Here is a 13557-nt window from a genome sequence, read left to right on the forward strand (position 1 = left end):
TCGGTGCTGGTAGCTCTTCTCCAAAACTTAGGCATCACGTACTATGCCCAAAATACTGGCAAGCTCGAGCAGTTCATTGAGGGTCGACGCGAAGTAGGACAATCCGAACGAATCCTGAGAGTCCTGCAAGCAAGCTGCGGGTCTTCCGGGTAGTTGTCCGCATCCCGATGCACGGCGTCGTAAGTATTGGTGCGCACGGCGTGATCCCACGCCAGCCGCTCGTTAACTTGCTGGGCTACGGCTCGGTTTACTGGGCCGTATGCGGCTGCGTACCGTGCATTTGCGACGTCGTGCCAAGTGCCTACGCCAACTTGGAGCCGTGAGCGGCGGGTGCCGGCACCGGCATCGAGCAGTCGATTGCTCAGCCGATCCAACAGCTCGGAATTGGTATTCCCATTGACGAGTTCCAGCTTCCAGTCGCACCACTGTTGTTTGGTCGGGTTCCAGCCGGAGCTTGCCTAACTTCCGGCAGACTACGCGGTGAAATAGCCGTTGCTGAATTCCGCCAGCGCGGTGCCATTGATGTTGTACAGGACTTGGCTTTCCCGTTGGGGGTGATTCGCTCGATGGGCTCCACCGGGCCGGTAGCGAACAATCGCCAGCATCACATCCAGCAACTTGGCTGGCACAGTATTACCGGAAGTGGCCACGGGCACTCGGATCTCTGGAGGAGCATCGGGTCTGGCTGGCAACTTCAGGTGCCAACCCGCGTTGAGGCCCCAGTGTGGCGCCGCAGGGTGACCTTATTATGTGCCAGGTCTCACGTTGGCGTATCGAAGTAGGTCGCATCCAGCGATTACGTTTGAGGGTGCTATGGCGCAATTGTAGACGGACGTAGACAGGTACCCATAGCGTGTCATATCACTCGAGCGTGTGCCGGCACTGGCGTATCGTCCGGCAGCGGCGGACCATAGCCCGCTGGCAACGGCCTACTGGTCGGTGATGGAAGACCTTGTCGATCAAGGACTTCGGCGAGGTCGCGTGGATCCAGGGCTAACGCTTCAAAAGCAGTGTTCCTCGGCCGGGAAAACCGCGTTAGCCACTTCTTTTGCGTACTGTGTTGCGGCACGGCGCAACTGGCCAGCGATATCGGTATACTGCTTGACGAAGCGTGTCGCTTTAGCGCTGCTCAAACCGGCCATGTCTTGCCAGACCAGGACCTGGGCGTCGCAGTTCGGACCGGCTCCGATCCCGATCGTCGGAATGGTTAGTTTACCGGTGATCTGAGTGGCCAACTCGACCGGTATCATCTCCATGACGACGGAAAATGCTCCAGCCTCGGCAACGGCGACGGCATCCGCGACAGTTTGTTCGGCGGCGTCACCACGGCCCTGCACCCGGAAGCCGCCGAGGTTGTTGACACTTTGCGGCGTGAACCCGATGTGCGCCATCACTGGAATGCCCGCCGCGGTCAGGCACGCTATCTGCTCGGCTACCCGCTGGCCGCCTTCGAGTTTTACGGCGTGCGCACCACCCTCTTTCATAAATCGGATAGCGACGGCTAGCGCGGCAGTGGGGCCGGGCTCGTAGCTGCCGAATGGCAGGTCGGCGACGACCAGGGCGTACTGCGCACCTCGCACTACGCCGCGAACCAGCGGGATCAGCTCGTCGACCGAAACCGGCACCGTGGTGTCGTAGCCGTACACCACGTTGGCCGCTGAATCACCCACCAGTAGCACCGGGATACCGGCCTCGTCGAAAACCCTGGCGGTCGAAAAGTCGTAGGCCGTAAGCATGGCCCACTTGTGGCCTTCGGCCTTCATTTTCTGCAGGTGCTGGATACGGATCTTGGTGCGCTGCATTGATTGGGTGGAGGGTGCAGAGGAATTAGCCCCATAAATATTCTGCTCAGACATCTCTGTCCTTTGTGTTGATCGGATCGATCCTCGTGGCCCTGAAGAGTCCGGATGGATAGGGCCCCTGGGTTTGTCTGACCGTGACAGTCTGCCATCTCCTTTGCGTAGTTGCGCCACCTGACCCTGTGATACAGGCCATCGGCGCATGCAGCTGCTTAATGGACTGGATGCCAGCCTTTTGTTCTGGACACCTACTTGCAGCCCATGCATATCTGTTTAGATGATGGAGTTTGGACGCTTAGATAGACATAGATAATGTCGGGCGGCTACACTTTTGGTCGGCTGCCCGATGCACCAATCGCTGCGCATCAAGGCCGATGCCGGAGTTTCGCGAACGGCTCGCCAACAGTGTGCTGGACCTTGACTACATGGTCTGGGTGGATGACTCGAACTTCCATGTGGACCGTCGTCTGCAGTGTATCGGGTTGCCCCCCTAGGCAGGAGGGTGGGCCGAACTTTCGGAAATTTGTGTCCATATTGCGTTGCGGCCATTGGGATCGCCGTCGACCGTTGTGGGAGATGTGGGTGATCGAAGGTGCGGTCGGTACCGACGGAGGCAACGTGGCAATGATGACCAAGGTGCATCACGTTGGCGTGGACGGGATGACCGGCGTCAACCTGATGTAGTTACTATGTGCCACCGAAGCCGATGTGCCATTACCCGGACCCGGTAGATGGCGTCGGCGACGCCAGTGGATGGCAGATCGTCGCGGGCGGGCTCTTGCAATTGTACGTTATCTGTGATCGTAATGGTGGTCCAGGCCCGCGACGGCTTGACCATGGCGCATCCGTTTCACAACGCCCCGAACGTCGTTCATGTGCGTATCAGCGGCCGCCGCAACATCGCTTACACCGAACTGGATCTTGAGGACATAAAGACGGTCAAGAACCGCTTCGGCGTCAAGGTCAACAATATGGTGATAGCGCTGGTTTCGAGGGTGTTTCGACGATATTTTTGGGCGAGCACAACGTGTTGCCCGATTCGTCACCGGTGGCAATGGTGTCAATTTCCGTGCATGGTGAATTTGATCGGCCTGTACGCAATCAGGTTTCAGATATGTTTTCCAGCTTGCAGACCCAGGCTAAAGACTGAACGCTGTAGCACAAGCGAATTCCTTTGCCAAATGAACTATGTCAGCTATCAGTGCCACCTTGTTGTAGAATTGGCCGCAGTTTGCTGCACCAGCGGTATTTGAGGTGACGATGCGGCTCTACGCCCGAACTCGATTGACCGATAGCCTGCCAGTGTATAGCTTTGTGCTCTCCAGTATGCTCGGTATCCAGCTGCTAGTGTGCTTGCTGGGCTGCGAGGTCAAGGTGATGTATCCGTTGGGGCCGATCTTTCACGGCGTGGACCTCAACATCACCGTGATGTTACTGAAAGGTAACTTATGATATCGGGCTCATCTTGTGTCTGGAACTACTGTCAGACGTATGGGAGATGGTCGACGAGTTTGGCACCGGTTTAGCGGAGCTGCTCGCAGCCATCAAGTAGTTATATTGGTGATGGCCACTCACCAGGAACCGGAACCCTCTCTGGCAGCATAGGTGAGTATGGCCCTGTCTAGTCGCGACAAAATCGCGCGCATGCTGCTGACCTGGACCGTGATCGCGGCCGTCGCACTGGTTCTCGCCGGCTGCGTCCGCGTTGTCGGCGGGCATGCTCTGATGGCTGGGCCGAAGCTAGGCGAGCCGGTGGCGTGGGCACTGTGTCGTCCTAGCAACCCCGCGGTGAAACTCCCCGGCGGTGCGTTGTGCGGGAAGCTCGCCGTGCCGGTCGATTATGGCCACCGCAATGGCGAGGTGGCATCGTTGGCGATGATTCGCTTTCCCGCGACTGGCGACAAGCTGGGCTCGCTAGTCATCAACCCCGGGGGTCCCGGCGAGTCCGGTATCGAGGCCGCGTTGGGTGTTGTTCAGACTTTACCGAAGCGGGTTCGCGAACGCTTTGATCTGGTCGGGTTCGACCCCCGTGGGGTGGGGTCATCGCGGCCTGCAGTCTGGTGCAACTCCGATGCTGATAACGATCGGTTGCGAGCCGAGTCGCAAGTCGATTACAGTCCGGCGGGTGTGGCGCACATCGAGGACGAGACCAAGCAATTCGTCGGTCGTTGTACCACCAAGCTGGGCAAGACATTCCTGGAAAACATCGGGACGGTCAACGTTGCCAAAGACCTCGATGTCATCCGTGCGGCGCTGGGTGACGACAAGCTGACCTACCTCGGCTACTCATACGGCACCCGGATCGGTGCGGCCTATGCTGAGGCCTATCCGCAGAACGTGCGGTCCATGATTCTTGATGGCGCCGTTGACCCCAACGCTGATCCCATCGAGGTGGATCTGCGCCAGGCCAAAGGATTCCAAGACGCGTTCAACGACTATGCTGCCGACTGTGCGAAGAAACCGTCCTGCCCGCTGGGCACCGCCCCGGCCAAAGCCGTCGACGTCTACCACGCTCTGGTCAACCCGCTGGTAGACCCGAGCAATCTTAGGGTCAGCAGGCCCGCCCCGACGAAGGACCCGCGCGGGTTGAGTTACAGCGACGCCATCGTGGGCACCATCATGGCGCTGTACTCACCGACGTTGTGGCACCACCTCACCGACGGTCTGTCCGAGCTGGTTGATCATCGCGGAGATACCTTGCTCGCTTTGGCTGATATGTATATGCGTCGCGACTTGCACGGCCATTACACCAACGCCACCGATGTGCGGGTGGCAGTCAATTGCGTTGATCAGCCTCCGATTACGGACCGGGTCAAGGTCATTGACGAAGATCGCCGCTCACGGGAGGTTGCCCCCTTCATGAGCTACGGGCAGTTCACTGGTCACGCACCTCTTGGCACCTGCGCGTTCTGGCCGGTACCACCGACCAGCAAGCCACATGTCGTCTCGGCACCTGGCTTGGCGCCGACGGTAGTGGTGTCAACCACCCATGATCCGGCGACACCGTATAAGGCCGGGGTGGATTTGGCGAAGCAGCTTCGGGGTTCGTTACTTACCTTCGATGGAACCCAGCACACGGTGGTTTTCCAAGGCTACAGTTGCATTGACGACTACGTGACGGAGTATCTGATCGGCGGCACCACTCCGCCGAGTGGGACGAAATGCTGACGTCTGATGACAACAGATTAAGTGACCAACACGTGACTTTTTCACACTGCCGCGGGTATCCGAGGATGCAACGATGGCATCTATGCCGCCCCTGAAATCGTTAAGCTCGGCGCTGCTTTCATTGGGGCTGTTGTTACAACCGGCAATAGCACTGCCGGCCGCTAACGCCAGTCCAGAGCAGACCCCGAGCCCGGTGCCGGCCGCGGTGCAGCAGCAGAACTGGGGCAACTGCGGCGTGTTCCTGCCCGACACTAGTGGCATCCCCTCGGCACGGTGTGCAAAGGTGTCGGTGCCGGTCGACTACAACAGTCCTGGTGGGGCGTACGCCGAGTTGGCGGTGATCCGTGTTCCGGCGACTGGCCAACGAATTGGGTCGCTGCTGTTCAATCCTGGAGGACCCGGGGCGTCTGCGGTCGACATGGTTGCCGCAATGACATCAGGGCTACGATGGACTGATATTGGCCGTCACTTTGACCTGGTGGGATTCGATCCGCGAGGAGTTGGCCACTCAACCCCGACGCTTCGGTGCCGCACCGACGCTGAGTTCGATGCGTACCGGACCGAACCGATGGTTGACTACAGTCCGGCAGGTGTGGCGCATATCGAGCAAGTTTATAAGCAGTTCGCCCAACAGTGTGTTGCCCGGGTCGGCACTGAATTCTTGGCGAACGTGGGCACCGCTTCTGCCGCGCGTGACATGGATCTAGTCCGTCAGTCTCTGGGCGACGAACGGATCAACTATCTCGGCTACAGCTACGGTACTGAATTGGGCATCGCTTATCTTGAGCGGTTCAGCGATCATGTGCGGGCGATGGTGCTAGACGGCGCCATTGACCCGACCGCCGGCCTAATCCAGGAAGGCATCCAGCAAATGGCGGGGTTCCAAACTGCGTTCACCGACTATGCCGCGGACTGCGCTCGCTCAGCGGCTTGTCCGCTGGGCACTGACCCTAGACAATGGGTCAACCGGTACCACGCTCTGACCGACCCGTTGGTCACCAAGCCGGGTCGTACGTCGGATCCACGCGGCCTCGGTTACGCTGATGCGATCACCGGTACTATCAATGCGCTCTATACCCCTGCGCACTGGAAATATCTGACCAGTGGCCTGCTCGGGTTGCAGCGCAACACCGACGCCGGTGACCTGTTGTTGCTCGCCGATGACTACTACGGCCGCGATGATAATGGACACTACACCAACGACCAGGACGCGTTCAACGCGATCCGCTGCGTAGACGCACCGGCACCAACGGATTCGGCGAGCTGGGTATCAGCCGATCAGCAGATCCGTCAGGTCGCCCCGTTCCTCAGCTACGGGCACTTCACCGGCAACGCCCCCCGCGATATCTGTGCACTGTGGCCGGTACCGGCGACATCGACGCCACATCCCGCGAAGCCGGTCGCATCGGGCAAGGTCGTCGTGGTCTCCACAACGCACGATCCGGCTACACCGTATCAGGCCGGGGTTGATCTGGCTCGCGAGCTGAGCAGCCCGCTGATCACCTACGACGGAACCCAACACACCGCGGTATTCAATGGCAGCCAGTGCGTGGATACTGCGATAGTAAATTATCTCGTGGACAAGACATTGCCACCGGTGTCCCTGCAATGTCAGTCCTGAGAGGATGTCTAGAAGTGGCTCGGTCGTGGTCGTGAGCCCACTGACCGGCAGCGCCGGGTGCCGGGCTGGGCAAACAGGTAACCAAATTGTTCAAAGGCTCCGATTACCTATGGTTCGCCGCGGATCTGCGCCGACCTGACTGATAAAGGTTGGCAGTTCAGTGTGAACACAATGGTCGAGTCGATGTGTCCGAAATGGCCCTGCAAAGTCGAAAATCAAGGCGGCGCAACAGGCTGGCCTAAGGTACCGAAATTCCCGAACCTAGCTCAAGTGTGACTTCACCGAGGCGCCGCCATAACTCTACCGACTTACTACCTTACTCGTCGAGTATGAGAAAATCACGGTCATCCAGCCGGGAGACCCGGATATAAGTAACCTTCAGCTGTCTCACGGGAAGCCAAGTGGGCTTGTGGCTAGTCGTAGTCGCTTCGGTCCAAGACGGCGGCACCGCGTTACTAATCATCACATTGGTGTGGACTGACGGTGGCTACATAGGGCGACTCGTGGAATGGGCGAAATCTATTTTACTGTTGGACGGTCCAGGTCGTCAAGCGCATCGACGACGCCTCCAAATTTGCTGTGACTCCACGTCGTTGGGTTGTCGAACTAAATTTCGGGTGGATAAAACCACACGAGTACTTTTCGTGAGTCAACGTTCCGGATGCGCATCAACGATCACAGAACGCCAGGGTGTAGAGTCCGGTTGCGACTTCTGCGCAGTGGAACTGTAGCTTACGCTGTGTCAAGCGTTTTACCGGATTCGTATTTTAGGGCATACTACCGCCGCCTGTTGGCGTGTCGCTCTTTCGTGTTTGGCGTAACCCTTGATGTGATAGCAAGGGATACTAGTGAGGAGCATGTGCGGTCGCACAGCCAGGGAATAGGGCAACGCCGACGCTGTGGGCGAGTCTTCGTATGTCGCTGGCGTGAGCAGAACCGGACCGGGTGGTAATTATATAATTGAAGGGGTTGTTCGTGCTAGACGCACACCACCTCGTCGGCAAAATCGGGTTTGACCCTTGTCGGTTGAGCCTGATTTTACGGGTGCAGGTTGCTGGGGTACAGGTTGATGTTGGTGTGCAATCCGTAACGCTAAGGGCCTGGTCTGATGACGTATAGTTAGTAGCAGTTGCGTAATGTGCGGGTTATGGATCGGCAGAAGGAATTTGTCCTGCGCACACTCGAGGAGCGGGACATCCGTTTTGTGCGCCTGTGGTTCACCGATGTGCTCGGTTACCTAAAGTCGGTCGCGATTGCTCCTGCCGAGTTAGAGGGCGCTTTCGAGGAAGGCATCGGCTTCGACGGATCCTCGATCGAGGGCTTCGCGCGGGTCTCGGAATCCGACACCGTGGCACACCCGGATCCGTCGACTTTCCAAGTCCTGCCCTGGGCTACTGCCACCGGCCACCATCACTCGGCGCGGATGTTCTGCGACATCACCATGCCGGACGGCTCGCCATCGTGGGCGGATCCGCGACACGTTTTGCAGCGTCAGCTGACGAAGGCCAGCGACCTTGGTTTTTCCTGTTACGTCCATCCCGAAATCGAATTCTTCCTTCTCAAGGCGGGACCTGAGGACGGGTCAATGCCCATTCCCGTCGACAACGCCGGTTATTTCGACCAAGCAGTGCACGACTTCGCATCGAACTTTCGCTGGCACGCAATCGAGGCCCTGGAATTCATGGGTATTTCGGTAGAGTTCAGCCACCACGAAGGCGCGCCCGGTCAGCAGGAGATCGACCTGCGTTTTGCTGACGCACTGTCGATGGCCGATAATGTGATGACTTTCCGTTACGTCATCAAAGAAGTCGCGATTGAAAACGGCGCGCGGGCGTCCTTCATGCCCAAGCCGTTCGTGCAGCACCCTGGCTCAGCGATGCACACCCATATGAGCCTGTTCGAAGGGGACACCAACGCCTTCCACAGCGACGACGATCCATTGCAATTGTCGGATGTGGGCAAGTCGTTCATTGCGGGGATCCTCGAGCATGCCTCCGAAATTAGCGCGGTCACTAATCAGTGGGTCAACTCCTACAAACGGTTGGTGATTGGCGGTGAAGCTCCCACCGCTGCCTCATGGGGGGCAGCCAACCGGTCTGCTCTGGTGCGGGTGCCGATGTACACGCCGCACAAGACGTCATCGCGGCGGGTCGAGGTACGCAGTCCCGATTCAGCGTGCAACCCCTACCTGACGTTTGCTGTGCTGCTGGCTGCCGGCTTGCGTGGGTTGGAGAAGGGTTACGTGTTGGGGCCACAGGCAGAGGACAACGTTTGGGATCTCACGTCCGAAGAGCGGCGCACGATGGGATACCGTGAGCTGCCAACCAGTCTTGACAGTGCGCTTCGCGCCATGGAGGCTTCCGAACTCGTCGCGGAAGCCCTGGGGGAGAATGTTTTTGACTTTTTTTTGCGTAATAAGCGTGCAGAATGGGCAAACTACCGCAGCCATGTCACGCCCTATGAGCTGAAAACTTACCTGTCGTTGTAGTGCAGATTTTCTCCGGTTGATTCGACCGGGGGTCTGTTGCGTTACCGTCGTGGTCATGATCAAACCCGCGACGGAGCGTCCCAGGCTGCCCGGCGTTGGTCGGCTCGGGTTGCTTGACCCCCTTGCCGCGGAGAATCTCGCATTACTGGGTTGGTATGACCACGATGACCGGGCACATGTGGACCTGTTGTGGTCGTTGTCGCGCGCACCCGATGCCGATGCTGTGCTGCGCGCCATGGTCCGGCTGTTCGAGAACCCAAACACCGGCTGGAACGAGCTCAATGCGGCTTTACTCACTGATCGCAGTCTGCGCGGGCGGCTCTTTGCGGTGTTGGGCTCGTCGCTGGCGTTAGGCGATCACCTGGCCGTCCATCCGCAGTCTTGGAAGTTGTTGCGGGGCAGGGTCAGATTGCCGTCCCGCGACCAGCTACACCAGGTGTTCGACGAATGCGTTAGCGAGGTCGGGGACCAAACTTTGGCTGTCCCAGGCCCGGTGGTGTCTCGATTGCGTACGTTATACTATGATCAGCTGCTGGTGTTGGCCGCGCTCGATCTGGCCGCAACGGTTGAAGATGAGCCAGTGCTGCCATTCATCGTGGTCGCTGCCCAGCTGGCCGATACCGCGGACGCTGCGATGGCTGCTGCGCTGGAGGTAGCCAAGAAGACCGTTTGCGGTGATCGCAAGCCACCGCGACTAGCAGTCATCGCTATGGGCAAATGGGGTGCCCGCGAACTGAACTACGTTAGCGACGTCGATATCATCTTCGTCGCCGAGCACGCCGACTCGCTCACCACTCGCGTGGCCAGTGAAATGATGCAGGTGGCTTCGGCGGCGTTCTTCCCGGTCGATGCTGGGCTACGGCCGGAGGGTCGTAGCGGTGAGCTGGTCCGTACGGTTGAGTCGCACATCGCCTATTACCAACGCTGGGCGAAAACCTGGGAGTTCCAGGCGTTACTGAAAGCCCGCGCGGCGGTTGGTGATGCGGAGCTGGGTGAGCGTTATCTGGCTGCGTTGATGCCGATGGTCTGGGTCGCCTGCGAGCGTGCGGATTTCGTGGCTGAGGTGCAGGCTATGCGCCGGCGCGTGGAACAGCTGGTACCCGCAAATGTCCGCGGCCGCGAGCTCAAACTTGGAAGTGGCGGATTGCGGGACGTGGAGTTTGCCGTGCAGCTGCTGCAGCTGGTGCACGGCCGTAGCGACGAGTCGCTACATGTGCTTTCCACGGTGGATGCCTTAGCGGCGTTGAGTGAGGGCGGCTATATCGGCCGTGAGGATGCGGCAAACCTGACTGCCTCCTATGAATTTCTCCGGCTGCTCGAGCACCGACTGCAGCTGCAACGGCTCAAACGCACTCATCTGCTACCCCAGGATGACGATGAAGAGGCTGTGCGCTGGCTGGCCCGCGCAGCGCACATCCGTCCGGATGGCCGGCACGACGCTGCGGGGGTTCTGCGTGAGGAGCTCAAGCACCAGAACCTACGGGTGTTGCAGCTGCATGCCAAGCTTTTTTATCAGCCGCTGTTGGAGTCGATCAGGCCGGCCGGCCTGGAGATCGGTCACGGCCTGACCTTCCAGGCAGCCGAGTGGCAGTTGGCTGCGCTGGGTTACGAGGGCCCACAGATTGCGTTGAAGCATATGTCGGCACTGGTAAACCAAAGTGGGCGGCGGGGTCGGGTGCAGTCGGTGCTTTTACCTTGGCTGCTCAACTGGATGTCTTATGCGCCCGACCCCGACAGCGGGCTGTTGGCCTACCGACGCCTGTCCGAGGCACTGGCGGCTGAAACTTGGTACTTATCCACGCTGCGCGACAAGCCAGCGGTGGCTAGGCGGCTTATGCATGTGCTTGGTACTTCCGTGTATGTACCGGACCTGCTGATGCGTGCACCTGAGGTCATTCAGCGTTATGGAGACGGGCTAGCGGGTCCGAAGCTGCTGGAGGCCGAGCCCGCTGTGGTAGCTCGTGCGCTGATCACTTCGGCGGGCCGTCACGCTGACCCGATGCGGGCTATCGCTGCCGCGCGTAGCCTACGGCGTCGTGAGTTAGCTCGGGTCGGTTCTGCGGACCTCCTAGGTTTGTTGGAGGTCACTGAAGTGTGCAAGGCACTGACGTCGGTGTGGGTGGCGGTGCTGCAATCCGCTTTGGATGCAGTGATCCGGGCTCACCTGCCGGACGACGGCAAGGCGCCGGCGGTCATCGCGGTCATCGGTATGGGCCGATTGGGCGGCGCTGAACTGGGCTACGGGTCTGATGCCGACGTGATGTTCGTCTGCGAGCCTGTTGCTGAGGTCGAGGATACACAGGCGTTGCGGTGGTCGGGAACGATCGCTGAACAGGTTTGTAGACTGCTAGGGACCCCTAGTGTCGACCCACCGTTGGACGTTGATGCCAATCTACGGCCGGAGGGGCGCAACGGGCCGCTGGTCCGCACGTTGGGAGCCTATGCTGCCTACTACGCGCAGTGGGCTCAGCCGTGGGAGATTCAGGCTCTGCTCCGCGCACACGCGGTAGCCGGAGACACGGATTTGGGTCAGCGATTCCTGCTGATGGCTGATAAGATACGTTATCCACCCGACGGTGTATCGGTTGAAGTGGTGAACGAAATTCGCCGGATGAAGGCTCGCGTTGAGGCCGAGCGGTTACCGCGCGGTGCTGACCCCAACACGCACACCAAGCTGGGTCGTGGGGGACTGGCCGACATCGAATGGACCGTGCAGCTGATGCAATTGCGGCACGCGCACGAGCTGCCGGCTCTGCACAACACCTCGACGTTGGAATCCTTGGACGCCATCGCGGCGGCTAACCTGGTCTCCGAAGCAGACGTGGACCTGCTGCGGCAAGCGTGGCTAACCGCTACCCGGGCCCGCAATGCGCTGGTACTGGTCCGGGGTAAGTCCACTGACCAACTGCCAGGTCTTGGACGCCAGCTCAACGCGGTCGCTGTCGCTGCCGGTTGGCCAGGCGGAGATGGTGGCGAATTTTTGGACAACTACCTGCGGGTGACGCGACGCGCAAAGGCGGTTGTGCACAAGGTGTTTGGGAGTTAAATCATGGAGACTGGTCCGGTTGGCTGCCATCGAGGTGTTAAGTGAAGAGGAGCTACACCGGGTTACAGTGATTGTATGTGCCATTGACCGAAGCCGTTTGGGGTCTCATCGACGCGACTATTCGGACCCAGGCTGACGAGGACCTCATCGGCCAGGCGCGAAGAGCGATTCAAATCGTGACAGAATCCCTGCTCAGTCAGCTAGTGCGACCAGTGGGAGTGAGGTATCGCGTTGACGGCCGTCCGTTGCCATTGTGGGTAACGTCGCGACCGGTAAGTGCAACCCCGTCACCCCACCGGTGGTCATCCATCATGATGGCGACGGGCACTGCTGAAGTGAGTTGTCCTGAGCGCGGTCTACGAGGGGTTGTCCGGCCTGGTGTACGGTGGGGTCTGTGCCTTGGTGCTTGACCACGTGTTCGGCGAGATAGCAAGCCAGGGCTGGGTTAAACCGCTGTTCACCGTTAAGTACCTGCGCGGCAATCTGCTTGGCGCGCTGTGCGCCGAGGCGTTCGTTGGCCATGCCGAAGAAATCACAGCCTATGTACGCGGCTATCTTTCGGATATTGCAGGGATAATTGTCGAGGCGGAAAAGGCATGTATTGAGCCAGCATGGGTGCGAGAAGCCGAATAAAGTTCTACGTCAGCAGCGCGTTCTTGAACACCTGGGAGATCGTAGAGGTCGCCAAGGCCACCGACGACCTTGGCTACGACGGCATTGAGATCCCGGACCATGTGATCAACCTGAGTACCCTAAGTACTCCGTATCCCTACAATTAAGAACGGGCAACGACGATGGCAGCCTTTCACCGACTGGGGTGACCGCCGGGTTCTCGTCGGCGCGGTGTCCCAGGTAACTACTCGGTCGCGGTTCGTCATCACCGTCTGCATTCCCGCGATGCGCAATCCTTATTTGTTATTTGGTCGCCAAAGCCATTGGTAACGCGGCATTCCTTGGGGTCCGGGCAGAATGGAGCTTGGCATTGGCGTTGGTTGGCGCTAAGAGTAATCCGCCGTGCTGGGTGAGCGGTTCGCTGCTCGTGGTAAACGCACCGACGGAATAATCCTTGCCTTGATGTGGATGCTACAGCAACCGGGCTGGACACAATTCAACGGCAAATTCTATCGTACGCCGCACCTGGAGATGCAGCCAACCTCGTTGTCGATACCGATTTATATCGGGGGCTCAGTGAGACCGCATTGCACCGTGCTGCGCGCCACGACGGTTGGATTGGTGACTCCATCAGGACCGATCGTGCGATCGCAGCCGCCGGTCGGCTACGGGAATTTCGGATTGAAAAAGGTTTGTCGCTAGACGATTTCATCATCCTGACGCCACTCACTGAGGTGGTTACCACTGCCGACTACCGGTGCGCCGAGTATGCTGACATCATCGACACTTTCACCATGCCATGGATATTCTATGTCAGGCTGGT

At 59.2% G+C, this 13557-nt stretch carries 9 protein-coding genes and 2 pseudogenes; 9 read left to right on the plus strand and 2 right to left on the minus strand.

Annotated features, from left to right (window positions below; genetic code table 11):
- Positions 1 to 473: 473 nt before the first annotated feature.
- Together MUBE_RS08490 and panB are read right to left on the minus strand one after the other, a co-directional pair.
- Positions 474 to 692, minus strand: coding sequence for a hypothetical protein (locus MUBE_RS08490; protein WP_133297086.1), 219 nt, complete (start codon positions 690 to 692; stop codon positions 474 to 476).
- 309 nt (positions 693 to 1001) lie between these two features.
- Entirely contained in the window at positions 1002 to 1856 is an 855-nt protein-coding gene (gene panB / locus MUBE_RS08495) for a 3-methyl-2-oxobutanoate hydroxymethyltransferase (protein WP_116540195.1), read from the minus strand.
- 381 nt (positions 1857 to 2237) lie between these two features.
- Here panB and MUBE_RS17825 point away from each other — a divergent pair, with 381 nt between their 5' ends.
- From MUBE_RS17825 to MUBE_RS17845, 9 genes and pseudogenes are all read left to right on the plus strand, one after another.
- A complete protein-coding gene (locus MUBE_RS17825) occupies positions 2238 to 2483 on the plus strand; it encodes a wax ester/triacylglycerol synthase domain-containing protein (RefSeq protein WP_243632946.1) in 246 nt (81 codons plus the stop codon).
- A gap of 152 nt (positions 2484 to 2635) precedes the next feature.
- Positions 2636 to 3052 carry a wax ester/triacylglycerol synthase domain-containing protein gene (locus MUBE_RS17830; protein ID WP_243632949.1) on the plus strand — a complete coding sequence of 139 codons (417 nt, stop codon included), beginning with the start codon at positions 2636 to 2638 and terminating at the stop codon, positions 3050 to 3052.
- 7 nt (positions 3053 to 3059) lie between these two features.
- Positions 3060 to 3251, plus strand: a complete 192-nt coding sequence (locus MUBE_RS17835) for a WS/DGAT domain-containing protein (RefSeq protein WP_243632947.1) — start codon at positions 3060 to 3062, stop codon at positions 3249 to 3251.
- A gap of 153 nt (positions 3252 to 3404) precedes the next feature.
- Entirely contained in the window at positions 3405 to 4967 is a 1563-nt protein-coding gene (locus tag MUBE_RS08505) for an alpha/beta hydrolase (protein ID WP_116540196.1), read from the plus strand.
- 73 nt (positions 4968 to 5040) lie between these two features.
- Entirely contained in the window at positions 5041 to 6588 is a 1548-nt protein-coding gene (locus MUBE_RS08510; RefSeq protein WP_116540197.1) for an alpha/beta hydrolase, read from the plus strand.
- Positions 6589 to 7735: 1147 nt separating this feature from the next.
- Positions 7736 to 9076, plus strand: coding sequence for a type I glutamate--ammonia ligase (glnA, locus tag MUBE_RS08515; protein ID WP_116540198.1), 1341 nt, complete (start codon positions 7736 to 7738; stop codon positions 9074 to 9076).
- Between the two features lie 49 nt (positions 9077 to 9125).
- Positions 9126 to 12122, plus strand: coding sequence for a bifunctional [glutamine synthetase] adenylyltransferase/[glutamine synthetase]-adenylyl-L-tyrosine phosphorylase (locus MUBE_RS08520; RefSeq protein ID WP_116540199.1), 2997 nt, complete (start codon positions 9126 to 9128; stop codon positions 12120 to 12122).
- A 19-nt stretch (positions 12123 to 12141) separates the two neighbouring features.
- Positions 12142 to 12755: pseudogene (locus tag MUBE_RS20215) on the plus strand (hotdog family protein).
- A pseudogene (locus tag MUBE_RS17845) lies at positions 12752 to 13557 on the plus strand (LLM class flavin-dependent oxidoreductase); the annotation flags it as partial. The pseudogenes MUBE_RS20215 and MUBE_RS17845, both read left to right, overlap by 4 nt.

Origin of the sequence: Mycobacterium uberis (genome assembly GCF_003408705.1) — a bacterium.
GTDB classification, from domain to species: Bacteria; Actinomycetota; Actinomycetes; order Mycobacteriales; family Mycobacteriaceae; genus Mycobacterium; species Mycobacterium uberis.